The sequence below is a fragment of the Christensenella massiliensis genome (genome assembly GCF_040409835.1).
Taxonomy (GTDB): Bacteria; Bacillota; Clostridia; order Christensenellales; family Christensenellaceae; genus Christensenella; species Christensenella massiliensis.
The window spans coordinates 832,152-858,376 of the sequence record NZ_CP117826.1; the positions used below are offsets into that span (position 1 = coordinate 832,152).

Genomic DNA, 26,225 nt, shown 5'->3' on the forward strand with positions numbered 1-26,225 from the left:
TTCCTGTCAACACTATTATACTTCAAATATCCGCAAAGGTAAATTCAATTTTTGCTACCGCTACGTCTGCTGCCGCAACTTTTATCCGCACTTTGTCCCCAAGCGTTATCCTTCTCTTCGTATGCTCCCCTATCACGCAATACTCCTTTTCGTGATATACATAATAATCATCGTTCATACATGCAAGAGGTATCATTCCTTCGATCGTGTTGTCAAGCTCTGCAAACAAACCGAAATTCGTAACGCCCGATATGACCGCCGGAAACTCCTCTCCAATATACCGCGCCATATACTCCGTCATCTTCAGGTCCTGTACCGCCCTCTCGGCTTCTATCGCGTTCCGTTCCCGCGCACTCGTTTGCGTAGCAATCTCTGGAAGCACAGTTTCAAGATGCCGGATATACCCGTCGTCCATCTTTCCTCCGATCAGCCTTTTTACGATCCTGTGCACCTGCAGATCCGGATAGCGCCTGATTGGGGAGGTGAAATGGCAATATTGGTCCGCCGCAAGACCGAAATGCGAAATCGGCTGCACCGCATACCGCGCTTTTTTGAGCGCCCGCAGAGTCACCGTATTGACAATTATTTCTTCGGGTCTTCCCTCTGCCTGCGTCAATACATCTTGTATGGCATGAGGATGTACATTTTGAAATCCTTTCAAATGTATCCCGAAATTGCCGAGAAATACCGCAAGCTCTTTCATGCGCTGAGCATCCGGCTGCTCGTGGATCCGGTACAGAAAGGGAAGCTCCATATAATAATACTGCTGCGCGACTGTAATATTGGCGAGGAGCATGAATTCTTCGATCATCCTTTCCGCATCGCCGCGTTTTCTTACGGTAACCGCTTTCGGTATGCCTTTCCCATCCAACAATATCTGTGCCTCGTCTATGTTAAAGTCGATACTTCCTTTTTCAAACCGGCGTGCCCGCAGCGTTTTGGCAAGCTTGTTCATTTCTGCCAGCGTATCTTTGATTTCGGCGTATCTTCCGCACTCTTCCGTGTCTCCTGCGAGCAGGCGGTTCACGCCTTCGTATGTCAGCCGATAGGAAGACCGTATCATCGTATTTTCTAATTTCTGCGCGACTAATTCCCCGCGCCGGTCGATTTCCATTATGCAGGAAAGCGTAAGCTTATCCTCCCCCGCATTAAGAGAACAGAGGCCGTTTGAAAGCTCTTTCGGAAGCATCGGCACAACGCGGTCCACCAAATAAACGCTTGTTCCCCGGCGAAGCGCTTCCTTATCGAGCGGCGAACCCTCGCGAACATAGTGGCTCACGTCTGCTATATGCACGCCAAGCTCATAATTTCCATTTTCAAGGATACGCAGCGATACCGCGTCGTCAAGGTCTTTTGCGTCGGCGCCGTCTATGGTGAACACCATTCGGTCCCGCAGGTCCGTCCGCCCCTCCATGGCTGTCTGCTCCGCAGTCAGGGCTTCAGCCTGCCGCCTGCATGCGTCTGGAAACTCAGAGACAAGTCCGAACCGCCGTGCATAGGCAAGGATATCTACCCCTGCATCTCCCGCTTTTCCGAGTATTTCTATGATCTCGCCTTCCGCGCTTTTCCCCCGAAAGGCCCGCTGTGTCACTCGTGCTACAACCTTCTGTCCATTTTTTGCTCCCCGTCGCGACCTTTTGGGAATATATACATCGTCTGAGCCGGGCGCATCGTTCGCGACAAACACGGTTCCATTGCGCGCCTGAACTGTTCCGACCACCTCGACCGGCAAAGGAGACAAAACCTTGACTACCTTACCCTCCAAATGACCGCCGCCGCTCTGCCGCTTGAGCAGCCGTACCAGCACATCTTCTCCATCGAACGCGCCTCCCTTGTGAGAGGGTGAAAGGAAAATATCTTCCACATTTTCCGGCGTGCGCAGGAAAGCAAAACCGCCCCGCTTACAATCAATGGTTCCGCGGAAAAGCCCCATCGTGGACGCAAGCGCATATTTTCCGCTCTTTGTCCGCGCTACAAGATATTCCCGCTCCAGCTCGTCCACGATGCCCCTCAGCATATCTGACGGCAGCTCTACACGCTCTGCCAGCTCGTCTATCCCAATATAGATCCGTTCTCCGATTTCTTTTAAAATCTCTTCATTCCTATCCAAATAAATCTCCAATCTCAATTGATATCTTCTTGTTTTTTATAAGCACCCGGTATGCTTTTCATAAAAAAAACACCCTGCCGTTTGCGGGTGTTTTCTCTAAACCAGCTTACATCCAATACTTTTGCATAATGACGAGCAATACTGCGAGCACCATGAAGCCGATCGCGGCGATCCTTGTCAACCGTACCAAAGTGGCTTCCATGCCGCGGGCTTTCTTCTTGCCCCACATTGCTTCCGCGCCGCCGCCTATCGCACCGGGCACGCCTGTTTTCGCCCCTGACTGAAGCAGCACGACTACAATCAGGAACACAGAGAAAACAACCAATACTATTTTAATAACAAGAGATAATATCTCCATAACAACCTCCAGTTAAAATACGTAACAGAGATATGATAGCATGAACCGGCGCAAATTGCAACTATTTTTTCGCGAGCCAACCATTTAATATCTCTTCAAGCTGCGCATAGCTTTCGGCATGTACGACTTGAGCGCGCAGGCCGGCCGCGCCTTTCATTCCCTTCACGTAATGCGCCGCATGCCCGCGCATCTGTTTGATGGCAAGCGCTTCTCCTTTTTCTCGTACGGCGATGCGCGCCTGCCGCAGGCACATGGCAATTCGTTCGGCTTCCGTCGGATATGTCCTTACCTTGCCCTCTGAAAGAAGCTCGCGGATCTGGGTGAACAGGAAAGGGTTCCCCTGCGCACCGCGCGCCGCCATTACGGCATCACAGCCTGTCCTATGGAACATTTCCGCCGCGTCCTGCGCGGTAAAAATATCCCCGTTTCCAATCACTTTGATCTTCACGGCCTGTTTTATTTCAGCTATGACATTCCAGTCCGCTTTCCCGCTGTAATATTGCTCGCGTGTTCTGCCATGGACCGTAACGGCATCTGCGCCCGCATCTTCAGCCATTTTCGCAAAAGCTACCGCATTTTTTTCTTTTTGCGTAAATCCGGCCCGAAATTTAACGCTCACCGGAATATTCACCGCTTTTTTCAGGGCGGAAATGATCTGCCCCGCAAGCGCCGGTTCCCGCATAAGCGCGCTTCCCTCTCCGTTATTTACGATCTTTGGCGCCGGGCAACCCATATTTACATCTATAGTAAACAGACGCTCTCCGATCAAACCGCATATTTCTTTCGCCGTCTCCGCGAGAATATCCGGCTCTCTGCCGAAAAGCTGAACGCCGATTTTCTTTTCGAGCGGCGAGACTGCGAGCAGCTCCTGCGTACGTTTGTTCCGATAGGCGATACCTTTTGCGCTGACCATTTCCGTAAAGGTCATCTCGGCCCCGCATGAGACGCATACTTCCCGCATGGCCGTATCTGTCACGCCTGCCATAGGAGCAAGATAGATTTTAGGTTCGGTCATTTTCACAGTCCTTTTTCCGCAAAAAAGCGCGCAGCCGAGCGCGCTTTTCCATCTATTCCGATGCTGCCGGCGTTTCCTCCGGCATGCTTGTCTCTTCCGGCATGACGGCCTGAACGAGCTCCATCCCGTCTATCATCCAAACGCCGTCTACTTTCACCATAGAAAGCTCATACGTTCCGCTCTGCCATTCCGGCGGCTTCGTCGTATCTTCCCCGTCCTCTTCCGTCTGTGCGGCTAAGTGCCCCGATATTTCAGTAATAATATCGTCCGCGGGTACTTTTGCTTCTGTCTGCCACGGCCATATGACCGGCGGCCTGATGTCTGCACGCTGGTAATAATTCGTGATCTGAAATTCTGAATAGGTCGAGCTATTCAGCACAGGATCACCCGTCAGAAAGCGTTCCGTAAAATAATTCTGAAGCTGAGACGAATCCACTTTCTCTTCATCGTGCGTCAATACGACCTCTGCGCGCAGGGAAAGCGCGTCCTTAGCCACCATTCGGATATTCATCGTATTCATCGCAGCGTAAAAAGCAACGACGACGACCGCCGCTGCCACCACAACGATCGCTAACCGCGATAATATATATAGGATGCCTCTGGCCGGTTTATTGCCGCCTTCTTTTGCCACCATAATTACCTCGTTCCGGTTTCCATTCGATCAAACGGTATCTTTCGGTTTCATTGTCGTAAATATGTCGTAAATTTTGTTTATTCAGCGCTTAATCTCCCTTTGCCAAGGCATTTTTTACTCTCTCGGCTTCATTGTCGGGAACAGAAGCACGTCGCGAATCGAGAAGCAGTCCGTAAGGAGCATGACCATGCGGTCTACGCCGATTCCCATGCCGCCCGTCGGCGGCATTGCATATTCAAGCGCCGTAACGAAATCCTCATCCATCATGTTTGCTTCCTCATCGCCCGCAGCGCGCTTCCTTGCCTGTTCCATAAAGCGCTCCCGCTGATCATCCGGATCGTTGAGCTCCGAAAACGCATTCGCAAGCTCTCTGCCGGTAATAAACAATTCAAACCGCTCCACAAGCCAATCCGAACCGGGCTTTTTCTTGGCAAGCGGCGAAACTTCGATTGGATAATCGTAAATAAACGTCGGCTGGATCAGGTTTTCTTCCACCTTCTGTTCAAACGCTTCATTCAGCAGAGCGCCGCGCGAAGGCTGCCCCTCAAAATGGATCCCCGCCTGCTTCGCAAGCTCACGCGCCTGCTCGTCCGTTTCGCATGCGCCGAAATCAACGCCGGCATACTCCCGCACCGCTTCCACCATCGTCAACCGCTTCCACGGAGAGCCAAGGTCTATTTCCGTTCCCTGATAAGTGATCACATCCGAGCCGTTCACCTGCCGCGAGCAATAACGGAACAGATTTTCACACAGCTCCATCATTCCCTTGTAATCCGTATAAGCCTGATAAAGCTCCACAGTCGTGAATTCCGGATTATGCTTCGGGTCCATCCCCTCGTTCCGGAATATCCTGCCGATCTCATAGACACGTTCAAAGCCGCCTACAATGAGGCGCTTCAAATGCAGCTCCGTTGCGATACGCAGATACATATCGATATCGAGCGTATTGTGATGCGTGATAAACGGCCGTGCCGCCGCGCCGCCCGCATTCGTCTGCAAAACGGGCGTTTCCACTTCAATATAGCCCTGCCCATCCAGAAAATCACGGATGCCACGGATGATTTTTGAGCGGGCATAGAACGTATTTTTTACGTCCGGATTCACGATCAGGTCCACATACCGCTGACGGTACCGCAGGTCCGTATCCTTTAGGCCATGCCATTTTTCCGGCAGCGGCAGCAAGGATTTGGAAAGCAAGACGACCTCGTGGCTTTTGACGGAGATCTCGCCCGCATTCGTTTTGAACACTTCCCCCGTCACACCGACGATATCGCCGATATCGAATTTTTTATATTCCGCGTATGGCTCGTCGCCCATTACATCGCGCCGGGCATAGATCTGCAGCTTTCCCTTCCCGTCGAGAATATGAAAAAAGCTTGCTTTTCCCATCACGCGCTTTGAAATAATCCTTCCGGCGACCGATACGGTATCCCCCTCCATTTCAGCAAAGCGGCTGATGATCTCGTCGGAGGAATGCGTCTTGCCGAACGTCGTGATCTCATACGGATCGCGGCCCGCCTCTTTGAGCGCCGCGAGCTTCTCCCGCCGTACGCGCAATACCTCGCTCAATTCCTGCTGCTTTTCCTGTGTATCGCTCATGTCTTTTCTCCTTACCTGTGGATGTCTAAAATCTTAAGCCGTACGATGCCGCCGGGCGTTTCCACCTTGACAAGGTTGCCCACCTTTTTTCCGAGCAAAGCCTTGCCCACCGGAGATTCATTCGATATTTTATTCGTGCTGAGGTCCGCTTCCGCAGAGCCTACGATCTTATATTCTATCTCTTCGTCATATTCCTTATCCAACACCTTGACCGTTGTTCCTACATTGACGCGCTGTACGTCCACGTCCTCCTGATCTACGACCGTCGCGTTCCGCAGCATATTTTCGAGCATCACGATCTCGCCCTCTATTTTAGCCTGCTCATTTTTGGCTTCGTCATATTCCGCATTCTCGGAAAGGTCGCCAAACGCCCGTGCCGTTTTGATCTCTTCTGCGATCTCAAGACGTCTTACAGTCTTTAGGTATTCTAATTTTTCTTCCAGTTCTTTTACGCCCTGATGCGTTAATACTACACCCTCGTTTGCCATTTATTTACTCCTCGCCGTGCGTTTGCGCGCACTTATCCAATTTACATGTCATTTATTATATAGAGAAAATCCTTGTTTTGTCAAGGCGAGCCCTCTCCGTGCGCGCCTGTTTTTCCCTTTTATAACGCGCTATTTCCTGTTCTTTTCTTCAAGGAACTTATCGATCTTCCCCTTAGCCCGCTGCAGTGCATTATCCACCGATTTCTCGTGCCGTCCCAAGAGCCGCGCGATCTGTTGATAGGAAAGCCCGTGCAGATAATAGGTAAGCACCTGATTTTCGAGGCTGGAAAGCATTTTAGCGATCTCCTCCTCCATGCTGGCGTAATCCTCCTGATCGATCACGATCTCCTCCGGATTGGATACTTTAGACGCCGCGATGATATCCACCAGCATACGCTCGGACTCTTCTTCATAGACTGGCTTATTGAGAGATACATAGGAATTGAGCGGCTGATGCTTCTGCCGCGTCGCAGTCTTGATCGCTGTAATGATCTGCCGGGTGATACAAAGCTCCGCAAATGCACGAAACGACGCCTTTTTCTCCGCGTCATAATCGCGTACCGCCTTATAGAGCCCAATCATTCCTTCCTGCACAATGTCTTCCTTATCCGCGCCGATCAAAAAGTAGGACCTTGCCTTTGCACGGACAAAATTTTTATATTTATGCAGGATATACTCGAGCGCTGTTCCGCTTTCTTCTTCGTTTGCCATGATCACGACCTGTTCGTCCGTCATGAGAGCATACCTTTCAAAGCCTGCGTGTACGATGACATCCTGCTCTTCCGGCTCCAATGCCTTCACTGTCTCTTTTTCCGTCAATTGCTCTTCCTTTCCCGCTTGACCAGCTCCTGCCGGCGCTTTTCATAGATGAGTATGCTTGCCGCGCAGGAAGCGTTGAGCGATGTCGTCCGCCCTCCCATTTCGATCTTCACAGTCAGATCGCACAATTCTTTCGTGTGCTTCGCGACCCCCTCGCCCTCGCCGCCGATCACGATCGCAAAGGCTCCGGTAAGGTCTGAGACCGAAAGCGGCTGGCCATCCATATCCGCTGCGGCGACCCATACGCTGCGTTTTTTCAGGCTTTCTATCGTCTGGTTGATATTTGCTACTTTGACTACCGGAATATATTGCGCCGCTCCGCAGGATACCTTGAACGCCGCCGCAGTAAGCGACGCCGACCGCCGTTTCCCGATAATCACGCCGTGTGCCCCAAGCGCCTCCGCACTTCGTATCACCGCGCCAAGATTATGCGGATCCTGAACGTTTTCCAAAATGAGGATAAACGGCTGTTCTCCGCGCACCTGTGCAAGCTCAAAGATATCCTCGAGCTCGCTGTACCGGAATGCCGGTGCCTGTGCAACGATACCCTGATGATTTCCCGGCCGTTCTCCCGGGCCGAGCCCCGCGCACATACTGTCGAGCTTGCTGCGCGGAACCTCCGACACCACAAGACTGTTTTGGCGCGCCAGCATCAAAAGCTCCCGAATGCTTCCGTCCGCAAGTCCCTGCTGTACATAGATACGGTCGATCTGCTCTCCGCTTTTGATCGCTTCCCGCACGCTGTTGCGTCCAAATATGTATTCCTGCTCATTCATGTCCGCAGCCCTCCATGAGTTTCCGATGCCGTTCCCGAACCTCAGCCATACGCCCGCAGCTCATCTTCCCCTCGCTGCATACCCCGTTTACACATGCGGGACCCGCGCTTTTGAAAAGCGCAGGCGCTTTTTCCATGGCAAGGGCAAGCATCTGCCATGCAAGCTCGCGTATTTCCCATTGTGCCCGATTGCAGCAGCGAAGCGCAAAGAAATGCAGCAGCTCACGCGCATTCATCGTAACGATCATTTTTGTCTCACATGCGTTCGGCAAAACGAACCGTGCGTCTTCGTTGGACTTTTCTCCCGCGTTTCCGAGTGCATCCACCCACTCGTCATACCATTTCTGCATGGTATTCATCTGGCTCTCAAATTTCTGCACTGCCTCCGTTCCGAGCGCCTCGATGCTCGGCGGGATCACATAGGAGAATTCGCCCTTTTTCGCGCTTTGGTTCACATACCGCTGTGACTGCACGGAAAAACTCGCGATGCGGTGCCGCGTGATCTGCGCGAGAAGCGCACGCGATACGCCTTCTATTCCAAATGAAAAGACCGCATGCTCGATCGGCGAAAGATGCCCCATCTGCGTCAGCCTGTCGATAAATTCCGGGCTTTTTGCCGTCTGTTCAAGCGCGGCGATATCCGCCTTTGAATAGCACAGCTTCGCCCCCATGGAGACGATGAGCTCCGGATCCGGCGTTGCCGCCAGCAATACTGTTTTGAGCTTTGTTTTGGGCATCTTCTTTTCCTCCTGCGTTCATACTTCGAATGCGAGCGTTCCGAGTATCTCATCGATCCGCTCGTCCTGTCCTGTCAGATACAAGTAGCCGATGACCGCTTCCATAGCGGTCGCGTATTTATAGTCTGCGATACTCATATTTTTAGGCGGAGAGGGACTTTTGGCGTTCCGGCCTCTGCGGAAAACGTCTGCCTCCTCCGGCGTGAAGTGTTCCATCCAGCGATGCGCAAATTCCGCCTGTGCGCGCGCATTCACGAGACGAACGCTCATCGCATGCAGTGCTCCGGCGTTTTTGGAACAGCCGAGCACATATTTTGTCCGCACATAAAGGTCGAACACGCTGTCGCCGATATAGGCCAGCGTCAGCGGCGGCATCTGAGCCGCTTTGTCTTCTGTGAGTCTTAACGTTTTATCTATCCCGCCTATCATACAGTTCCATTTTCCATTTGATAATATTTGATCCCGTCCACGATAGCTGCAGCTACCTTATCCTGATAGCCATCCTGCTGCAGCCTTTGCTCTTCCTCCGGATTTGTAAAAAAGCCGCACTCCACCGTTACGCTTGGCTGGCTCCCCGGTGCGAGCAGACGGTAGCGCCCGAAATTCACCTTGCGCGGCTCCTGCACTTCCAGTTCTTCATTCATGACCGCTTGAATACACTCCGCCAGTTTTTTCCCTTGGCTGGAATCAGTATAATAGAAAATCTGCGGGCCGCATGCGTCTTCGTTCTCAAAGCTGTTTTGGTGGACTCCGATATACATATCCGCCTGCGCTTCCCGAATGATTTGCTCGCGCTTCTGCATGTCCGCTTCCTTACGCTTGGCGATATCCATCTCCGCCGCCGCGGCAATCGGCCCGTCTGATTCACGGGTCATGACTACTGTAACGCCCTCTTTTTCAAGCATTGCCTGCAGCTTCAGTCCGATCTCAAGATTGACTTCCTTTTCATACCGGCCTGTCGATACGCCGATCGTTCCGACATCCGTATCGCCATGGCCCGGATCTACGATGATCTTCATCCCCTCAAGGCTCACGGAAGAATATTTAGGGTCGGCTTCCGCTCCGCATGCGGACAGTATAAGCAGCATAACTCCTGCAAGCAGGATGAGCAGCGATCGTTTCAGCCTCATCATTTCTCTTTAAAGCTCCATGACCGGGCGCGCATTGAGTTCAAGCCCCCCGCGCGTTCCCTTTAAAAATTCATAATACGCGCAGGAAGCGATCATCACCGCATTGTCCGTACAATATTGGGGTTCGGGAAAATAGAGGGAAACGCCCTCTTCCCGCGCTCTCTTCCCGAATGCCCCGCGGATCTGTTCATTTGCGGAAACACCGCCCGCCACTGCAAGGGCATGCGCTCCTGTTCTGTGCGCCGCTTCAAAGGTGTTTTTTACAAGCGTATCCGCGACATTTTTCAAAAACGACGCGGCAACGTCTTCTTTTCGGTACGTCTGCCCCTGTTGGTCAAATTTATGCAGCAGATTGATGACCGCTGTTTTGAGGCCGCTGAAGGAAAAGTCCAAATGCGTTTCGCCGCGGAAGCTGTGCGGAAATTTATATTTTGTTTCATCTCCGTGCTTTGCAAGCTCCTGTAGGTTCGGGCCGCCCGGATAAGGAAGCCCCAGCACGCGCGCGACTTTATCGATCGCCTCGCCTGCCGCGTCATCCCGCGTGCGGCCAAGCGTTTCATATTCCGTATAATCCTTTGCCCACACGATCTGCGTATGGCCGCCCGACGCCACAAGGCATAAAAAAGGCGGCTCAAGTTCCGGATGAGAAATATAATTCGCACAAATATGCCCCGCTATGTGATGAACAGGAATAAGAGGCTTTTTCAGCGTATAGGCAAGCCCCTTTGCATAGGAAACGCCCGTCAGCAGCGCCCCTACAAGGCCCGGCCCGTTCGTGACCGCGATCGCATCGATCTGCTCAAATCCTCCCGCATCATGCGCAGCGGCTTCCACAACATGCGGAAGCTTTTTCACATGATTGCGCGAAGCGATCTCCGGAACGACTCCTCCGTATTCCTTATGGATCTCAATCTGTGTATAAAGCGCCTGCGAAACGACATCCCGGCCGTTTTTAACGACCGCCGCCGCCGTTTCGTCGCACGAGGTCTCAATTGCAAGTATGCTGATATCTTCCATGCTTTTTCATCCTTTGGTAAACGATCCCCGCAGCGGCCGCACTTCCTATTACAATGGCCAAAAACCATACCAGAATGCGCGCTACCATAGCGGCGAAAAATTCTTCCTGAAACATGCGTATCATACGGGAAGAGGCCGGGTCGAGCAACCACAGGTCGTTTGTAAAAAACACATGGTGAAAGCTGACCCAGAAGCTATTGAAATCTACTGCCGCCCAAATACCGATGCATGCAAAAAATGCAAGCACGCCGGCTGCCGCCCAAAACCAGCTTTGCAGAACAGGCTTAAGCGCATTTTTTCTTTTCCACAGAAAGCAGCCGGCAAGCAACACGCCTCCTGCGCAGAAGCCCGCTGTCATAAAGCGCACCGCTCCCTGATACAGGGCTTTTACATCTACCATGTGGTCTTTTTCGCGCTGGCTGTAGTATTCTTCTCCGTTTTCCATCGCAAGGTCCAGAGAAGCCGCATTGCCCTGTAAATAGTCAAGCAGCGTATCGGTCGCCTGTCCAAGAACAGAATCAGTAACGCCCACATACGCCGCCGTATCCATTTTTCGGTATTCTTCCCGGTAAAAAGCTTTTTCAAACGCTGTGCCGCTGATGCACGCCACAGCAGCCGAAAAGATGATCAGGACCGCTCCCGCTGCCGCCAGCAGTCTTACAGCCCATAAGCCGCTTCTCTTCGTTCCCGTACCGCTCATTCCTCATCCCATTCCCGGATGAGACAAGCACGTATCGGCGAACCATCCGTATCGATCTTCAGCGGAAGCGCGCACAAAATATATTGTCCCGGCTCCGCCTTGCTGAGATCGAGGGATTCCAGCACGACGATCCCCTCGGAAAGCAATATTTTATGCACAGAGTCGTTTCCGATAGACTGAGCATCCGTTCCGATCAGACACACGCCCGCATCCACAAGACTGCGCGCGCTTTTTTCGGACAGCCGCCCTTCCGTTTCCTCCGAGCCTTTCAAAATGACGCGTTTTGTACCGCGGGGAATGCGAAAATCCTTTTTATATACGAGCACCGCGTCGCCGATGAGGGTGGAAAGCGGTATCTCCCGCGCCGTTTTCCCTCCGGCCACAACATGGGCCGGCGCATCGATATGCGTTCCGCTGTGCGACCCCATCGTCAGCTTTGTCACGGCATAACCGTAATTATCCACGGTAAAAAACTTTTCGAGACGCACGTGCGGATCTCCCTCGTACACTCTCGTTTCGCTATTTAATTCACGGGTAATATCGATTATTTTAATTTTAAACACCTCATATTTTCAAAGTTTTGCCTTTTCATTCCGTAGTGTCTATTATAGTGATTTTCATCTGTTTTTTCAACCGCCGCTTTGATTATTCACAAAATCGTTCCAAATTCTACGCGGATGTTCTATAATAGAAATGGCCTCACACAGCAAATAAGCTCTCAGGAGGAGTTTCTGATGAAAAATTTACTTAAATTTTCTTTGGCTTATCTAATCGCCGGACTCGCTGCCGGCGTATTTTTCCGGGAATTTACCAAGCTTTACGGCTTTGCGGGGGAAACAGCGCTTGCTGCTGTGCATACACATCTTTTGATATTGGGAATGTTGATGTTCCTTTTGCTGCTCCTATTCGAAAAAGCGTTTTCCTTATCTTCCAGTAAAAAATGGAGACCCTTTTTATACTTTTACAATATTGGTATTGCACTAACAGCGGCCTTGATGCTGATGCGCGGTATTCTACAGGTGCAGGGGATCGTCGAAAGCGCGGCGGTCGCAGGGATCGCCGGGATCGGGCATATCCTTACGGCCATCGGTCTTATCTTTCTTTTTCTCTCCTTATTTGAACGCGTTTCTCGTTCCGAAAAATAATCGGCAATTAAAAGGCGGCGTAGGTTTGCGCCGCCTTTTAATTGCTCATTTTACTCCAAGCTCCTGCGCAAGGATATCTGCTGCGCATTCCACGAGTTCGCCGCACGGTCTTTTTCTATAATAGGCATCCGTACGCGCTTCGGGAACGTGTGGGCTCCTGCCCTCTATCCCTAAAAGCTCACGGCAGACGATGGACCCGTTTTTCTTCCTGAATTCATCCGCTAATTTTTGCACAAGCGCATAATGGGTTGTTTTTCCCTCTCTATCTTTGGGTGAAACATACCCTTTCAATAAGCCTGCAACCATCAGCATACCGCTTACAGCTCCGCACACCTCGCGCAGCCGTCCCATTCCGCCTCCAAAGGAGGAACCGAGAAGCGCCGCTTCTTTTGCAGTCAGTCCGGCTTCCTCGGCAAATGCGAGAACCACTGCCTGACAGCAGTTATAGCCTTGACGAAAGTAACCGCCGGCCTCTTCCGCTTTCCCGCTCATAGGCCCTCGACCTGCTCCGCCGCCGCGTCGAGCCATTCGCCGCGCAGCTCTTCTATTTTGCCCTCATCCGCCGCACGGGCGATCTGCGGGTCGACCGGTACTCTTCCGAGGACCGGAAGTCCGAATTTCTGCGCCGTTTCGTTAAGATGGCTTTCGCCGAAAACAGCGATCTTTTTTCCACAATCCGGGCATTCCAGATAACTCATATTTTCCACAAGCCCTAAAACCGGTATATTCATCATGTTCGCCATTTTAACGGCTTTTCCCACGATCATGGACACCAATTCCTGCGGAGAGGTGACTACGATAATCCCATCCACCGGGATCGACTGGAATACAGTGAGCGGTACATCGCCCGTGCCCGGCGGCATATCCACAAGCATCACGTCCACATCAGACCAAATCACATCTTTCCAAAACTGCGTCACAGTTCCCGCGATCACCGGGCCGCGCCATACGACCGGGTCGGTCTCATCCGGCAGCAACAGATTGACAGACATGACCTGCGTGCCCTCTTTCGTATAGACTGGGAATATCGCGTTCTCCGTTCCTCTCGCCTTTTCCGTCAGGCCGAACATCTTGGGAATGGACGGGCCTGTGATATCTGCGTCGAGTATGGCCGTATTCAGACCTTTCCGGCGCAGCAGGACCGCCAGCATCGATGTGACGAGCGACTTGCCGACTCCTCCTTTTCCGCTGACGATACCAATCACCTTTTTGATCGTACTTGCCTCGTTTGGCTGCTCTAAAAAGTCCTCCGGCTTCTGCTTCCTCGACTCACAGCTTTCCGAACAGCTTCCGCAGTCGTGCGTACAATTTTCACTCATGTCGTTCACTCCGTTTCTTTTCGTTTACTTTTCCCCATTGTTCCGAATCTCTGATCTCCTTATTCAGGAAATAAGAGATCACGGTACGGATCGCCACGATCGCAGCGAGCCGCAAAATATCTTCAAAGGTAGGCTTTACGATAGAATCGATGATATCTGCTACGATCAGAACCTCAAGCGCGAGCAGGACATATCGTCCCAGATTATTTTTGATCTCTGTGAGTTCCCGCATCCTGCCGCTTCTTATTTCCCTCCTGAGATGGGAAGCAAGAAAATCCCTGAGGCACAGAACCATGCCCCAAAGCAGGACTGTGATCGAACAAAGATATAGAACGGTCGTAACGATATCAAGATATGGAGCCAAAAATTCCATACGCTTCTCCTTTCGATCCTATATACCTGTTCCCCTGCCAATGCAAACAGCCCGGCGGCAAACGCCGCCGGACCTTTCACAGCTTTTTCCTCCGCAGCAGCTGCCGCGGGACCGTCCCTTACTTTTTCGGCAGATTTTTACGCGGATCGCGCAGATATTCCTTGAATTTTACCCGGAAGATGATGAAATATGCTACGACGCACGCCAGAATATAAATAATGCTGACGATGCTCCACGGCGACTGGATCCCCTCTGCGCTCGTATATTCCAAAATAGAGAGCACGAGCAGCGGCACACCTGTGATCCAGCAGAACGTACGCAGAAGCTTTCTGTGTGCTTCCTGCATCTCTTCAGGATAATCGTTCTCGTATGCTTTCCCCGACCCTTTGATCGCATAATATAATAAGTATATCGCGATAAAGATGTCGAATATCATCATAAAATTAAAAGCGCTTTCCATATTTACCTGTTTTCCCCCTAAATTTTATTGATTTTAACGCCGTCCGGCGTATCTTTCAGTTCATAGCCCCGCGCTCTGATCTCATCCCGCAGACGGTCTGCCTCGGCCCAGTCTTTGCTGGCGCGCGCGGCCTGCCGCTCGTCCGCCATCCTCCGGATATCTTCCGGGATCGCTTCATCCGCTTCCTCCGGCAGGAGCCCAAGCACATCCAGCAATGTGTCGAGCGCCGCAAGCGCTGCCTTTGCAGCTTCAGTCTGTCCGCCGTTTTCAAAGAGCGTATTGACTTCCTTGATATATTCAAAAATGCCGCCGATCGCATCCGCTGTGTTCAGATCGTCGTCCATAGCCGCGTTGAATTTTTCATTTGCGGCGGTAGCCGCAGGCGCTACATCCACTGCGATATCTTTGGGATGCTCCATGATAAATTTGAGGTTTTCCCGGCAGTTGAGGATGCGGTCGTAGGCCGTCTCCGACTGTGTGAGCAGCTCGCGCGAAAAATTGATCGGGTTTCTGTAATGTGCGCTCAGCATGAAAAGACGTACCGCCGGTCCGCGGAATTCTTTCAGGATATCGCGCACGGTAAAAAAGTTGCCCGCAGACTTTGACATTTTTTTATTGTCGATATTGATGTAGCCGTTGTGCATCCAATAATTTGCAAAAGGCTTCCCCGTCGCAGCTTCACTCTGGGCGATTTCATTTTCATGGTGCGGAAATTTCAAATCCTGCCCGCCGCCGTGGATATCAAGCGTATCGCCGAGATATTTCATGCTCATGGCCGAGCATTCGATATGCCAACCCGGTCTTCCCTCTCCCCACGGACTCTGCCATGCGATCTCTCCCTCTTTTTTGGCTTTCCAAAGAGCGAAATCCATAGGATTCTTTTTTTCTTCGTTGATATCGATGCGCGCACCAAGCTCTAACTCCGAAAGGTCCTGCCCGGAAAGCTTTCCATACCCCGGAAAGCTCTGCGTATCGAAATATACGTCGCCGTTCAGCTCATAGGCATGTCCGGTATCGACCAGCTTCTGCACCAACGCAATAATATCGCCGATATGCTCCGTCGCCTTAGGATGCACAGTAGCCGGACGGATGTTCAGTGCTTTTGCATCCTCGAAATATTCACCGATATACCGCTCGCCCAGTTCCTTTACGGTGATTCCCTCTTCCGCTGCCACGCGGATCATTTTATCGTCCACATCAGTAAAATTCTGCACAAAGGACACCTGATAGCCCCGATATTCCAAATATCTGCGGAGTGTATCGAACACGATAAACGGCCGTGCATTCCCGATATGAAAATAATTGTATACCGTCGGCCCACAGGCATAAATATTGATTTGTCCGGGATGGAGAGGCACCAATTCCTCTTTTTTGCCCGTCATCGAATTGAAAATCTTCAAAGTCAAACCCTCTTGTCTGTTAAATTACCATACTTTGTTATTATAATATATGGCGCACAAATCCACAAGGGGCTTCCTGTCTTTTTCACAGGATGACAAAAGCGTTTTCTCTAATGGGAAAACGCTTTTGCGCACTGTGCTTCCTATTATATGCTGTAGCCCGCAACCGGGTAATAGGCCATATCTTTCCTCCGGTCCAATCTGCCGAATGCAGCCACGACCGGAACGTTCGATGTCAGTATTACCGCATATTGCCCTTTGGGTATCTGATATCCCTCTTCGCCGATTATAAAATCCATGCGGAAGCAGTTTACCCGTTTTGCGGGAACTGCGATCTTGATCCCCTCCTTCGGCGCCTTATCCTCGAACAGCAGATCGAGCGTGATTTCGGCCGTTTCTCCGCAATTGTTTACGATCATCAATGCCTCATGTCCCAGCGGCTCGCTTTCTCCCTGCGGCGGCAAATCGCCGTCCGCAAACACCCACGTTTTTTTCCCAAGCTCCATTCTGTTTTCCTCCGGTTTTTACAGGTCTTCCATGAAAACCGCATCCATTTCAGGGCTAAGCGGCTCGCAGCCGTCCTTGGTGATCAAATACCCCGTTTCGATCCGTGCGCCATGGAGCGTCGGATGGCCGAAAAAGCTGACGTCTATGCACACCGTCATGCCTTCCTCCAGCTTATCGTCGCTGTTCGGACCATAGAACGGCCCTTCTGCTTCCATCAAGCCGATCGTATGCACAAACGGACATACCAGATATTCGATCAGCCCCTTTTCTTCAAAAAGTCTGCGTGCCGGAATATCGAGCTCTCTGCCGCTCATACCCGGTTTCAATATCTCCTTTGTAACACGCAGCGCCTTTCTTAGGGTATTGACTGCGTCGCGCTGTTCGGGCGTATATTCTCCCGATACCGGAAGCGTCTCGCCCACTGTTCCCGCATATCCATTCATACGCGGCGCAATGCCGATCATGACCCATTCCCCGGCTTTCATTTCTTTGTTGATCGCCGTTGGGACGACCGCATCTGAACGCTCTCCGCTGCCGACGATCGTCGTATAGGCAAAGCTGCTGGCTCCCTGCTTCCGACAGATATATTCACCCTCTGCTGCGACCTCGTGCTCGAATACACCGGGTTTTACAGCAGCTTTCATGGCCTTGAAAGCCTCATAGCATATTCCAAAGGACTGTTTTACATTTTCCGTCTCCCACGCGGATTTATAAGCCCGCAGCGCTTCATATTCGCCCGTGATATCAATGAGCTCTACGCCTTGGAAGCCCTCTTTGAACTGCGTGTATACCTGATAGGGAATTGCATTCGTTCCAACGACGCCGACCTTTTTCAGGATGCAGTTTTTGGCCTTTAGTTCTTCTGCAAGTCCGGTAAAGTCCATGATCGTTGCATTTGGGTATTCCTCGTCCGGCACCATGAACGCCGAAAAATTGCGTGTTTCCTTGACCGCGCTGCTCATTTTTGCAAAGGGTTCGCTTTCCGGTCCGCCTAACAGAAGCGCTTCTCCCTCCACCGGCAGAAGCACGGCTCCTTTTTCAAACTGGGGGCACCAGCCCGTAAGATACCAACCGTTCGCAATGTTCAGCTCGTCATAATAGATCAGCGCTGCATCAAGACCTTTGCTTTTCAGGATCCCCTTTACCTTTTCGATCCTGTTTTTCGTTTCCTGTTCGTTATAGTAAGACATACCATTTCTCCTTTTTGTTTAGATTTTTCGTTATTTATGCCCATAACCATCCGAGCGCTTCCACGCCCGCATAGATCGGTTCGTTATCTTCCCGTTCAGGATAGAGCGCGTTCGTCAGGATCCGCTTCATCTCATGATACGGGAAGCAGCAGGATTTCACGCCCGCCTCAGTCATTGGGTTCACATCAAAATAGCTGCTGCGGATGATCTCGAATTCCTTTTCGTTCAGCCTGTACATTTCTTTCAGATGCTTCCGTTTTTCCTTCGGCGCCTGTGCGTTATCGTATGCAACAGACGCAAGCGCCATATCATAAATGATTCTCAATCTACGCATCGCAATCTCCCATTTTTTGAAATGCAGGTCAAAATGCACCGTCTCCTCATGCGCGCGTACATATTCACGTATCCTGCCGAGCCGCTCCATCATATCCGGATACTCTTCGATCGCCCGTTTGATGCGTGGAATATCCTGCTGCTCCACCTTGTTGCGTGCCATAGGGAATTCCGCACGGTATATTTTCATTTGACTCTCATGGATCGTCAGCATATTTTTCATGACATACCATACATCGTTTGCCGCTTGATCAAAAGCTGCTTCAAGAGAATAACGATAGAACGCTTCCGCTTCCATTGTTCCGCCCCAGCCGTAATAGGAGTGGGCAAAAAGCGCCATAAAGAATCCGTACCATTCAAATTGATATCCGTTGATCCCCTTGACTTTCATCTCGACAGAACCCCTATGCTGGCGAATGTCCTCTTCTACAAATTGTGTGATCGTTTCTTCTTCTGCCCGCAGTCCGTTCCACCGAAACGGCCGCAGGAGTCTGCCAAAGCAGGCCGCAAAGCCAATGGCTTCCGTATCGCGCCCCCATATCCGTTCCTTTCCAAAGGCTTTGGCCCATTTTTCGAATTCTTCATCCGGTACATATTGGCCGGGAGCCCAAAACAGCACGATATCGTCCGGCACGCTTTTTACCATACTTTCGATCAGTTCTTCGCTGCGGACCAACGGCGGCTGCCGCCATGCCCGCAATCCAATCACACAATCCTTGGAAATCTTTCTGATCTCCTCATAAAGTATCTTCAGCAGCGTCGTATTTGCCGCATGGAGCGCTTCCTCCGGTGTGTTTGCATTCTTCCAGAAGGTCTGTTTGCACTGCTCGCAGCTGCAATACCAGAAAGCTTCTTCGCTTTCCTCAAAATCGATCCCATCAAAGCCCTGTTCCACGATTTTTCGGATGCTTGCCTTCAAATACTCGATCGTCTCCGGGTCGCTCAGGCACAGGCTGTCGAAATCGTTGATAAATTTACTGCCTGCCTCCTTTTTCATCCGCTTTTCCGGGTGGCGGCAGGCATAGCCTCCACTATAGCTGTTGAGCCCCGTATAAGCGAAAAACCGGATCCCAAGCCCGTGCCCATACTCGATGAGTTTCTTGAGGAAAGGGCTTTCTACATTCGGATGCGTATATTTGACGGTGAGCCAGCCGTCGTTTTCCGGATCGTACACCTGCATTTCAAGATCTCTGAGCACAGTCTCCGGATATTCGGGAAACTCAAACGGCCAGAAGCCGTATAATACCATGTTGAGTTGATTGATCCGGTAATCGGAGCAGACGTCCAAAAACTGTTTCCACTGCTCAAAATTCCAAAGCTGGGAATCAAAACCGATCCTCCCATAACCGGCATACCATGTAAATGGAATGGATATGCCCCGCACCTCAACAGAGGGGTAGTCCTCAACGTGCGCACAATCGACCGCATATCCGCTCTCTGCGTGTGAAATCAGCTGTTTCAACGCAGCCGCAGCATAGGCAAACCCCTGCTTTGCCGCAGCATAGACCTCCGCTCTATCCGCCTGCGCATGCAGCACATAGCCCTGCTCGCGAAACAGCCGTTCGTCGTTCACGCTGCTGGGCGTATCGTTCAGATAGACGGGATAACCGTCCGTCTCGTCCTGCAGAACGCTTTTCATGTTCCAGAACCGTGACCGGAACAACTGCTCCGCTCCTTCCGTATTTTTGCAATTTGAGCGAATGGAAAGCCCGGTGAAAGGCTCTGCCCGCGGCGGGAGCTCGTACATGATCTTCGGCTGCGGCATGATCTTTTTCATAAACGCATTCGCCTCGCTTTCGTTTCTATCTCTTCCCAGCGGATATCCTTACAGGCCGGATAAAGCCGCTTCGGCGCCCGCTTGAAATCAATTTGTGAAAAATCATTTGTGCTCTGTCCCGGCGTCAATGCAACAACAGCCAAGTCCGATATTTCCCTCAGTTTTGGGAACAAATATCCCATTTTTAATACAATGATCCGGTAATCGTAAGGATCGATACCCATTTTTTCAAAATGCCTTGAAGTCGTAAATGCTGCCCGGGCATCCGTTATCAAAATATCGATCCCTCCGCATTTGACCACGACGCCCTTTCCCACTTCATCACCTGCCCAGCCGCATACCGTTCCGGCGCTTTTCACAGTGACATCAAGCTCAGTCTCGATCTCCTGTGCGGTGTGTTTGCCTTTGCACAGCACGATGCGTCTTTTTTCACCCGGTTTGTCTTCCAGAAGCGCAGTCGTGACCTCCGGATCGAAGATCCCGCATATCAGTACATTCTTCGCATTCTTTTTCATATATTTGCGGAGCATAAGCGTTCCTGCGCCCCAAGCGCCAGCGGTCGTATTATCTCCTGAATCATCCACGAAAATAAGTCCCTCTTTTTGCGCAAGGGAACGGTCGACTGCCTCGTCCGTAGGCATTGCGCCTTCAAACACCGCGCCTTCCTTATGCTCCCAAAATATTTTTGCGAGCCTCATTGCTTCCGCGAATGCCGTTTCGCCGTCTGTATCCGCCACTACGGCGCAGGCTCCCGTGTGCGGCGCATCATACCATGCATGTCCGTTAAAAAATGCACATGAGATAACATGTTCTTCTGCGTCGAGCCTTTGAAGCTCCTTGGTAACGGAAAGGTAGGGCTCGTTTGCCGTGACGGATGCATCCGCTCCTAAGAACGGAACACGGACACGCTGCAATCTCGGCGCGATACTCCGCTTCATACATTCAATCAATGACCGCGCGGCGCGCCGTTCCGTATCGTCATGGTCTGTATGCGGCGCCGTACGGAAGCCGTTTACGGCATTTACGTTCTTATAAAACTGGTCTGATAGCGTCGCATGAAAATCGCACGCTGCCGAAATCGGTATTTTGTCTCCGATTTCCTTGCGGATCGCCGTTGTGAGAAGCTCTTCCCCGCAGCCATGCCCTTCCACATACATGGAACCGTGGAAATAGATATAGAGCCCATCAAAATCTTTCTGTTCTCTGATTTTCTCAAGAAATATCCGCTCAAAATATTGGTAAGCCGAATAAGCGACTTCGCCGCTTGGCAATGCGCTGGCAAATACCATGGGAACAGCTTCTATACCGTTTTCTTCAAAATATCGTGTCGCAGCTAATTTTTGCGCCGCGTCTTTTCCATAATAAACTTCAAAATCGCTTTCCTTTGCTACGTCATCGCAAAACGAATTTGATTCACATTGAAAGGAACCTGTCAAAACTTTCATCAGAGCATTCCTCTTTCCGCCGCAGGCTGTGGGGAAAGGTATCCTTTCCCCGTCCTGCATCATTCTGCCTTTATACTTTTTCTTATAATCATTGTCTCTTTTCGAGCCATACTTCTGCATCTTCAGCCGTTGTGATGGGAATATATTCCGCTAATATCTGTCCTTCCGGAGCGCTCCCCTCGAGAATGCTGACCATTTCATCTACTGCAAGCTGTGATTCCGTTTCAACGTCGTCAACAACAGTTGCCGCTAAAGTTCCGTCAATAACTGCTTGTAAGGCTTCAGCATCTCCATCGATACCGATGATCTTGATTTCCGGACGGTTGGCCGAAATACATGCATTCATTGCTCCGAGAGCCATTCCGTCATTATGGGCAATAATAACGTCTATTTCGCCGGCAGGATATTTTGCAAGCCATGCCTCGGTGACCGACATCGCTTTGTCTTTTGTGAATTCGCCGCTCTGCGACTCAACAAGCTCGATATCCGGATACTCCGCTAACACTTCAGCGATCCCTGCGCCTCTGTTGATCTGCGCAGAATGCCCCATTTGTCCTTGTATCTCGAATAATTTCCCTTTTTCTCCCATCATTTCCGCAGCTATTTCTCCTGCGAGAATACCAGATGCTTTTACGTCGGTTCCTACGAAGGTGTCATAATCTTCATTTTCCGTCAAAGCCACCAATTCGACGACCGGTAGGCCCGCTTCTTTCGCTGCTACCACAGCCTGACTGCTGCCCTCCATATTGACGGCATTCAGAATGATACCGTCTACTCCCTGCGCAATGAGCGTATCGACGTCGTTCAATTGTTTTTCAACCGAATCCTCACTATCAACGATCACAAGCTCCACATTCGGCATCGATTCATCGATTGCTTGCAAGGCGTTGACCATATTCTTCAGAAACTCATGTTCCCATGACTGGGTCGATACCCCGATTTTCCATACTTTTTCCGCATCTTCCGCAGGCTGTTCAGCTCCGCTGCTTTCCGCAGGCTGAGACGTATCTGCAGATGTGGACGGTTCCACTGTTCCCGAGCATCCCGCCACCATCGCCACCAAAAGGATGGCCAGTATTACAGCTACCAGTTTCTTCATTCCATTTTCCTCCTTGATTATCTTTTTTTGGTTTTCATATCAAGCAGCACTGCGACTGCAATAATGATACCTTTAATGATCTGCTGATAGTATGAAGACACGCCCAGCAAAACCAAACCGTTATCCAAAACGCCTATGATCAACGCCCCTATAATCGTTCCGCTGATTTTTCCGCTGCCGCCCGCCATACTCGTTCCGCCGATAATGACCGCAGTGATCGCATCGAGCTCATAACCATCTCCTGCATTCGGCTGTCCGGAAGTGATACGGGCTGCGAGCATCATTCCTGCTACACCGCAAAGCACGCCGTTCAACACATAGGTCCAAAATTTTATCTTTACAACGTTAACTCCGGAGGCCTCTGCCGCATGTTCATTTCCTCCCACCGCATAAATATAGCGTCCAAATTTCGTGTTATATAAGATAATGGTCGTTATAACGGCAATCACGATCAATATAAGCACTAATATGGGAAATCCTACTCCGCCTGTTAAAGAGGCGTCCCACAAATATCCATTTCCGATTTGGCTGTATTCTGCGTTTTTGATCGTATGCGGTATCCCGTCTGCCAATACGAGCGCGATACCGCGTGCAATGGTCATAGTAGAAAGCGAGGCGATAAATGGCGCGATCTTCATCTTTGCCACCAGAACGGCTGTCCACATACTCACGACTGCAGCTGCGCCGATCCCTACGATCAGTGCAACCGCCAGCATGTTCGGATCGTTTTCCAAAATCATGGCTGACACGACGCCGGTTATCGCCATGAGGGAACCTACTGAAAGGTCAATGCCTCCCGTGATAATAACCAATGTCATTCCGAGAGCCAGAACGCCATTGATCGCTATCTGCCGAAAGACACCGACAATATTCGTAGGCGATAAGAAAGTAGGCGATGCGATCGCAAAAATGGCGCACACGCCTAAAAATATGATCACAAGCGCATAGCTTCTAATATATTGTCTGAAATTTCCTCTCTGAAGTACCCCTTCTTTATTGCCTCCAAATGCCATCATTATTTTTTACCTCCCAGTGCACATTTCAAAATATCGTCCTGCGAATATTCTCCGAGCTTAAATTCTCCTTTGATCTTCCCCTCGCCCATCACGATGATCCGGTCGCTCATTCCGATGATCTCCGGCAGCTCAGAGGAAATCATTATGATCGCCATTCCAGCCTTTGCAAAATCCCCCATCAGGGAATGTATCTCTACTTTTGCTCCCACATCGATCCCACGCGTAGGTTCGTCGAGGATCAAAAGCTTTGGACTTTTCATCATCCATTTGCATAAAACTACTTTCTGCTGGTTCCCGCCGGATAAATTGCCCGCTTCCTGAGAAAGTCCGCTCATTTTCACCGTCAGCTTTCCTGCTATTTCGCGGCACATTCTGCTTTCCTTTTCTTTATCGAGAAATACGCCTTTACAAAATTCTCCCAAACTGGGGAGCGCAATATTTTCGCGGATCGACCGACATAGGACGAGCCCCGTATCTTTCCGGTCTTCCGTAACAAGAGCGATCCCATTCGAAATCGCATCCTGCGGTCTTTTCACTCTTATCCTGCGGCCGTCCATCCATATTTCTCCTTGGTCGGCCCGGTCCAGTCCAAATACTGCCCGCATGACTTCACTGCGCCCCGCGCCCACCAGTCCATAGAATCCTACGATTTCCCCGGCGCGCACATCGAAACTGATATCTTCAAACGCACCCTTCCTTGTAAGTTTTTTTACTTCCAATACAATGCTTCCGATATCAACGATTTTTTTGGGAAAAATATTATCTAATTTACGTCCTACCATCATATTGATCAGAGAATCTCTATCAAGTTCTTCTGTTTTCCGGCTGTCTATATATTTTCCGTCTCGCAGCACTGTCACTCTGTCCGCGATTTGAAAAATCTCCTCCAGACGATGTGAGATGTAAATGACCGCGACATTATTTTGCTTTAAATCCTGTATCGTCTGAAACAATATCGCGATCTCTTCATCCGTAAGGGAAGAGGTCGGTTCGTCCATCACGATAAGCTTGGCTCCGGATGATACTGCTTTGATGATTTCGATCATCTGCATTTGAGCAATAGAAAGCTCACGCATGTGCGTCTTTGCTCCGACCGGCAGCCCAAATTCTTTCAGCAGTTTATCGGCCTCTTCTTCTGCTTTTTTCTTATCGACAAACGCACTGTTTCCCCGGGTGTATTCACGTCCTAAAAAAATATTGTCTGCGATCGTCATATCTTTGATGGGATTGAGCTCCTGATAAATCATGGCGATCCCTAGTTTCAGCGCTTCTGCCGGGCTATGTATCTGAACCCTTTGTCCGGCAAATTCTATACTGCCTTCATCTGGCTCCAGCAGACCGTTGAGGATTTTCATAAATGTAGATTTTCCCGCTCCGTTTTCTCCCATCAGGGCATGGACTTCACCTTCTTTTACCGCGATCGCGGCGCCGTCAAGGGCTTTTACACCGGGAAAGCTCTTCGATATGCCCTCCATCTTCAAAATCATTTTTCTCAAATTTTTCACCTGCTTTTATTATTTTTTTGTCTAAAAAAACCATTTCATTTTTCTGTAAACGTTTGCAGAAATGGGTACAAAATATTTTCTAAATGGTCTTAAACCTTTAGATTTTTGACCATAAAAAAAACGCGCCTTTTGAACGCGTAACGGCAATGTATTGCGGTGGTTATCAAGGTAAACTTATTTAGCTGTACGAGAAAATAATAAATAGTGATTATCCTATTTTTCAGAAACAGAGAGCTTTTTGCAGCTTTGCCCGATCTCAAGATAAGGCTCCAGCAGCACCTTTTGTTGTTCCCGGAGTTTTTGGGCTTCCCGGCTGTTCTTTTGTTTTATATGCTTCAGAAGTATTTTGCCTACCGTCGTGCCGATTTGGTTTTCCGGCTGACGTACCGTTGTGATCCCCGGAACCACAAGCCCCGTTTTGTCGTGTACGTCAAAGCCAATGAGAGAGATGTCCTCCGGTATGCGCAGTCCGCAGTCATTGATCGCCTTTATGGCGCCAAACGTCATCATTTCAGATGTGACGTAAACCGCCGTAAACGGCGCCTCGTCTCTTTGCGCAAGCAGCGCTTTCATGCATTCATAGCCGGTTTTTTCTTTATAATCCCCATATGCGATCAATCTTTCATCAATGGATAGCCCCGTTTCCTGAAGAGCCTCCTTATATCCCAGCATGCGGTCGTAACCCGTTGTTTCTTCGATCGAGCCGATGATGACTGCAATATTTTTATGCCCGAGCGCGAGCAAATGATGCATCGCAATTTTGCTTGCTTTCACGTTGTCGATCATGACCGAATCGATCTCGCGGTCTATCTCCGGAAGATTATCAATGAATACTACAGGGATCTCATTTTCAAGGAACCGGAAAACTTTTTTGCCTTTCAGCTCGACCGTAGCCAGAACCAAGGCGTCCACCCGCTTTTGAAACAGCATTTCAAGGTCGCGCGCTTCATTTATTTTATTTTCGCTGGAATCCGCTACGATGATCGTATAGCCCTCTCGGGATACGACCTCATCGATCCCTTTGATGATCTGTCCGAAAAACACTTCGCAAATATCCGGAATGACTACGCCGATCGTTTTGGTGGACTGGGATTTGAGCGATCTTGCGATCTCGTTTGGAACGTAATGATATTCCTTGAGAGCTTGCAGGACCTTACGGCGTGTTTCTTCTTTCACATAAGCCTTATTGTTGACCGCACGCGATACTGTCGAAACAGATACATTCAGTTTTTCAGCAATATCTTTCAGCGTGTTCGAACTGGCCATACGATCAG

Annotated in this window: 28 protein-coding genes; 1 reads left to right on the forward strand and 27 read right to left on the reverse strand. The window is 50.4% G+C overall.

Annotated features, from left to right (window positions below):
* Nucleotides 1-22 precede the first annotated feature (22 nt).
* The 14 genes from rnr to PUP29_RS04115 all read right to left on the reverse strand — a co-directional run bounded on the left by rnr (nt 23) and on the right by PUP29_RS04115 (nt 11,945).
* Nucleotides 23-2,110, reverse strand: a complete 2,088-nt coding sequence (rnr, locus tag PUP29_RS04050; RefSeq protein ID WP_079547059.1) for a ribonuclease R — start codon at nt 2,108-2,110, stop codon at nt 23-25.
* A gap of 106 nt (nt 2,111-2,216) precedes the next feature.
* Nucleotides 2,217-2,468 (reverse strand): preprotein translocase subunit SecG, encoded by a 252-nt coding sequence (gene secG, locus PUP29_RS04055; protein WP_079547058.1) that lies wholly within the window; start codon nt 2,466-2,468, stop codon nt 2,217-2,219.
* A 61-nt stretch (nt 2,469-2,529) separates the two neighbouring features.
* Complete coding sequence (gene dusB / locus PUP29_RS04060) at nt 2,530-3,483, reverse strand: tRNA dihydrouridine synthase DusB (RefSeq protein ID WP_079547057.1); 954 nt, start codon at nt 3,481-3,483, stop codon at nt 2,530-2,532.
* A 52-nt stretch (nt 3,484-3,535) separates the two neighbouring features.
* Nucleotides 3,536-4,117, reverse strand: coding sequence for a hypothetical protein (locus tag PUP29_RS04065; protein ID WP_079547056.1), 582 nt, complete (start codon nt 4,115-4,117; stop codon nt 3,536-3,538).
* A gap of 114 nt (nt 4,118-4,231) precedes the next feature.
* Nucleotides 4,232-5,716, reverse strand: a complete 1,485-nt coding sequence (gene lysS / locus PUP29_RS04070) for a lysine--tRNA ligase (RefSeq protein ID WP_079547055.1) — start codon at nt 5,714-5,716, stop codon at nt 4,232-4,234.
* An 11-nt stretch (nt 5,717-5,727) separates the two neighbouring features.
* Nucleotides 5,728-6,204 carry a transcription elongation factor GreA gene (gene greA / locus PUP29_RS04075; RefSeq protein ID WP_079547054.1) on the reverse strand — a complete coding sequence of 159 codons (477 nt, stop codon included), beginning with the start codon at nt 6,202-6,204 and terminating at the stop codon, nt 5,728-5,730.
* 129 nt (nt 6,205-6,333) lie between these two features.
* Complete coding sequence (sigH, locus tag PUP29_RS04080; protein ID WP_353424053.1) at nt 6,334-6,972, reverse strand: RNA polymerase sporulation sigma factor SigH; 639 nt, start codon at nt 6,970-6,972, stop codon at nt 6,334-6,336.
* Nucleotides 6,973-7,019: 47 nt separating this feature from the next.
* Nucleotides 7,020-7,799 carry a 23S rRNA (guanosine(2251)-2'-O)-methyltransferase RlmB gene (gene rlmB, locus PUP29_RS04085; RefSeq protein ID WP_079547053.1) on the reverse strand — a complete coding sequence of 260 codons (780 nt, stop codon included), beginning with the start codon at nt 7,797-7,799 and terminating at the stop codon, nt 7,020-7,022.
* Nucleotides 7,792-8,535, reverse strand: coding sequence for an FAD-dependent thymidylate synthase (thyX, locus tag PUP29_RS04090; RefSeq protein WP_079547052.1), 744 nt, complete (start codon nt 8,533-8,535; stop codon nt 7,792-7,794). Before thyX ends, rlmB begins: the two co-directional genes overlap by 8 nt.
* An 18-nt stretch (nt 8,536-8,553) precedes the next feature.
* Nucleotides 8,554-8,964 carry a Mini-ribonuclease 3 gene (locus PUP29_RS04095; protein ID WP_079547051.1) on the reverse strand — a complete coding sequence of 137 codons (411 nt, stop codon included), beginning with the start codon at nt 8,962-8,964 and terminating at the stop codon, nt 8,554-8,556.
* Entirely contained in the window at nt 8,961-9,668 is a 708-nt protein-coding gene (locus tag PUP29_RS04100) for an N-acetylmuramoyl-L-alanine amidase family protein (protein ID WP_353423871.1), read from the reverse strand. The genes PUP29_RS04095 and PUP29_RS04100 overlap by 4 nt, the downstream gene beginning before the upstream one ends.
* A gap of 6 nt (nt 9,669-9,674) precedes the next feature.
* Nucleotides 9,675-10,682: a tRNA (adenosine(37)-N6)-threonylcarbamoyltransferase complex transferase subunit TsaD gene (gene tsaD / locus PUP29_RS04105; RefSeq protein ID WP_079547049.1), complete on the reverse strand. Its 1,008-nt coding sequence runs from the start codon at nt 10,680-10,682 to the stop codon at nt 9,675-9,677.
* Entirely contained in the window at nt 10,654-11,382 is a 729-nt protein-coding gene (locus PUP29_RS04110) for a TIGR01906 family membrane protein (protein WP_353423872.1), read from the reverse strand. The genes tsaD and PUP29_RS04110 overlap by 29 nt, the downstream gene beginning before the upstream one ends.
* Complete coding sequence (locus PUP29_RS04115) at nt 11,379-11,945, reverse strand: cyclase family protein (RefSeq protein WP_079547047.1); 567 nt, start codon at nt 11,943-11,945, stop codon at nt 11,379-11,381. The genes PUP29_RS04110 and PUP29_RS04115 overlap by 4 nt, the downstream gene beginning before the upstream one ends.
* A gap of 171 nt (nt 11,946-12,116) precedes the next feature.
* On the opposite strand from PUP29_RS04115, the gene PUP29_RS04120 reads away from it, so the two are divergent.
* Nucleotides 12,117-12,527: a DUF2871 domain-containing protein gene (locus PUP29_RS04120; RefSeq protein WP_353423873.1), complete on the forward strand. Its 411-nt coding sequence runs from the start codon at nt 12,117-12,119 to the stop codon at nt 12,525-12,527.
* A gap of 45 nt (nt 12,528-12,572) precedes the next feature.
* Here PUP29_RS04120 and PUP29_RS04125 read toward each other — a convergent pair whose 3' ends face one another.
* The 13 genes from PUP29_RS04125 to PUP29_RS04185 form a co-directional block, all read right to left on the reverse strand.
* Nucleotides 12,573-13,019, reverse strand: coding sequence for a C-GCAxxG-C-C family protein (locus PUP29_RS04125; RefSeq protein ID WP_353423874.1), 447 nt, complete (start codon nt 13,017-13,019; stop codon nt 12,573-12,575).
* Nucleotides 13,016-13,846, reverse strand: a complete 831-nt coding sequence (locus tag PUP29_RS04130) for a P-loop NTPase (protein ID WP_079547044.1) — start codon at nt 13,844-13,846, stop codon at nt 13,016-13,018. Before PUP29_RS04130 ends, PUP29_RS04125 begins: the two co-directional genes overlap by 4 nt.
* Nucleotides 13,839-14,219, reverse strand: coding sequence for a DUF1622 domain-containing protein (locus PUP29_RS04135; protein ID WP_353423875.1), 381 nt, complete (start codon nt 14,217-14,219; stop codon nt 13,839-13,841). Before PUP29_RS04135 ends, PUP29_RS04130 begins: the two co-directional genes overlap by 8 nt.
* Before the next feature lie 118 nt (nt 14,220-14,337).
* A complete protein-coding gene (locus PUP29_RS04140) occupies nt 14,338-14,679 on the reverse strand; it encodes a hypothetical protein (protein ID WP_353423876.1) in 342 nt (113 codons plus the stop codon).
* A 17-nt stretch (nt 14,680-14,696) separates the two neighbouring features.
* Nucleotides 14,697-16,079 (reverse strand): cysteine--tRNA ligase, encoded by a 1,383-nt coding sequence (gene cysS / locus PUP29_RS04145; RefSeq protein WP_353423877.1) that lies wholly within the window; start codon nt 16,077-16,079, stop codon nt 14,697-14,699.
* 146 nt (nt 16,080-16,225) lie between these two features.
* Nucleotides 16,226-16,585, reverse strand: a complete 360-nt coding sequence (locus PUP29_RS04150; protein ID WP_353423878.1) for a sensory rhodopsin transducer — start codon at nt 16,583-16,585, stop codon at nt 16,226-16,228.
* Between the two features lie 18 nt (nt 16,586-16,603).
* Entirely contained in the window at nt 16,604-17,776 is a 1,173-nt protein-coding gene (locus tag PUP29_RS04155) for a M24 family metallopeptidase (protein ID WP_079547039.1), read from the reverse strand.
* A 34-nt stretch (nt 17,777-17,810) separates the two neighbouring features.
* On the reverse strand, nt 17,811-19,886 hold the full coding sequence (locus tag PUP29_RS04160) for a glycoside hydrolase family 20 zincin-like fold domain-containing protein (protein ID WP_353423879.1): 2,076 nt from the start codon (nt 19,884-19,886) through the stop codon (nt 17,811-17,813).
* Nucleotides 19,883-21,331 carry a M81 family metallopeptidase gene (locus tag PUP29_RS04165; RefSeq protein WP_353423880.1) on the reverse strand — a complete coding sequence of 483 codons (1,449 nt, stop codon included), beginning with the start codon at nt 21,329-21,331 and terminating at the stop codon, nt 19,883-19,885. Before PUP29_RS04165 ends, PUP29_RS04160 begins: the two co-directional genes overlap by 4 nt.
* An 88-nt stretch (nt 21,332-21,419) precedes the next feature.
* A complete protein-coding gene (locus PUP29_RS04170; RefSeq protein WP_353423881.1) occupies nt 21,420-22,430 on the reverse strand; it encodes a substrate-binding domain-containing protein in 1,011 nt (336 codons plus the stop codon).
* A gap of 17 nt (nt 22,431-22,447) precedes the next feature.
* Entirely contained in the window at nt 22,448-23,446 is a 999-nt protein-coding gene (locus PUP29_RS04175) for an ABC transporter permease (protein WP_353423882.1), read from the reverse strand.
* Entirely contained in the window at nt 23,446-24,933 is a 1,488-nt protein-coding gene (locus PUP29_RS04180) for a sugar ABC transporter ATP-binding protein (RefSeq protein ID WP_353424054.1), read from the reverse strand. The genes PUP29_RS04175 and PUP29_RS04180 overlap by 1 nt, the downstream gene beginning before the upstream one ends.
* A 231-nt stretch (nt 24,934-25,164) precedes the next feature.
* Nucleotides 25,165-26,217 (reverse strand): LacI family DNA-binding transcriptional regulator, encoded by a 1,053-nt coding sequence (locus PUP29_RS04185; RefSeq protein ID WP_079547035.1) that lies wholly within the window; start codon nt 26,215-26,217, stop codon nt 25,165-25,167.
* Nucleotides 26,218-26,225 lie beyond the last annotated feature (8 nt).

Coding starts and splice junctions, on each gene's coding strand:
- secG (WP_079547058.1), bottom strand. CDS start 2,468: ATGGAGATATTATCTCTTGTTATTAAAATAGTATTGGTTGTTTTCTCT.
- dusB (WP_079547057.1), bottom strand. CDS start 3,483: ATGACCGAACCTAAAATCTATCTTGCTCCTATGGCAGGCGTGACAGAT.
- PUP29_RS04065 (WP_079547056.1), bottom strand. CDS start 4,117: ATGGTGGCAAAAGAAGGCGGCAATAAACCGGCCAGAGGCATCCTATAT.
- lysS (WP_079547055.1), bottom strand. CDS start 5,716: ATGAGCGATACACAGGAAAAGCAGCAGGAATTGAGCGAGGTATTGCGC.
- greA (WP_079547054.1), bottom strand. CDS start 6,204: ATGGCAAACGAGGGTGTAGTATTAACGCATCAGGGCGTAAAAGAACTG.
- rlmB (WP_079547053.1), bottom strand. CDS start 7,799: ATGAATGAGCAGGAATACATATTTGGACGCAACAGCGTGCGGGAAGCG.
- thyX (WP_079547052.1), bottom strand. CDS start 8,535: ATGCCCAAAACAAAGCTCAAAACAGTATTGCTGGCGGCAACGCCGGAT.
- PUP29_RS04095 (WP_079547051.1), bottom strand. CDS start 8,964: ATGATAGGCGGGATAGATAAAACGTTAAGACTCACAGAAGACAAAGCG.
- PUP29_RS04100 (WP_353423871.1), bottom strand. CDS start 9,668: ATGATGAGGCTGAAACGATCGCTGCTCATCCTGCTTGCAGGAGTTATG.
- tsaD (WP_079547049.1), bottom strand. CDS start 10,682: ATGGAAGATATCAGCATACTTGCAATTGAGACCTCGTGCGACGAAACG.
- PUP29_RS04110 (WP_353423872.1), bottom strand. CDS start 11,382: ATGAGCGGTACGGGAACGAAGAGAAGCGGCTTATGGGCTGTAAGACTG.
- PUP29_RS04120 (WP_353423873.1), top strand. CDS start 12,117: ATGAAAAATTTACTTAAATTTTCTTTGGCTTATCTAATCGCCGGACTC.
- PUP29_RS04125 (WP_353423874.1), bottom strand. CDS start 13,019: ATGAGCGGGAAAGCGGAAGAGGCCGGCGGTTACTTTCGTCAAGGCTAT.
- PUP29_RS04130 (WP_079547044.1), bottom strand. CDS start 13,846: ATGAGTGAAAATTGTACGCACGACTGCGGAAGCTGTTCGGAAAGCTGT.
- PUP29_RS04135 (WP_353423875.1), bottom strand. CDS start 14,219: ATGGAATTTTTGGCTCCATATCTTGATATCGTTACGACCGTTCTATAT.
- PUP29_RS04140 (WP_353423876.1), bottom strand. CDS start 14,679: ATGGAAAGCGCTTTTAATTTTATGATGATATTCGACATCTTTATCGCG.
- PUP29_RS04150 (WP_353423878.1), bottom strand. CDS start 16,585: ATGGAGCTTGGGAAAAAAACGTGGGTGTTTGCGGACGGCGATTTGCCG.
- PUP29_RS04155 (WP_079547039.1), bottom strand. CDS start 17,776: ATGTCTTACTATAACGAACAGGAAACGAAAAACAGGATCGAAAAGGTA.
- PUP29_RS04160 (WP_353423879.1), bottom strand. CDS start 19,886: ATGAAAAAGATCATGCCGCAGCCGAAGATCATGTACGAGCTCCCGCCG.
- PUP29_RS04165 (WP_353423880.1), bottom strand. CDS start 21,331: ATGAAAGTTTTGACAGGTTCCTTTCAATGTGAATCAAATTCGTTTTGC.
- PUP29_RS04170 (WP_353423881.1), bottom strand. CDS start 22,430: ATGAAGAAACTGGTAGCTGTAATACTGGCCATCCTTTTGGTGGCGATG.
- PUP29_RS04175 (WP_353423882.1), bottom strand. CDS start 23,446: ATGATGGCATTTGGAGGCAATAAAGAAGGGGTACTTCAGAGAGGAAAT.
- PUP29_RS04180 (WP_353424054.1), bottom strand. CDS start 24,933: ATGATTTTGAAGATGGAGGGCATATCGAAGAGCTTTCCCGGTGTAAAA.
- PUP29_RS04185 (WP_079547035.1), bottom strand. CDS start 26,217: ATGGCCAGTTCGAACACGCTGAAAGATATTGCTGAAAAACTGAATGTA.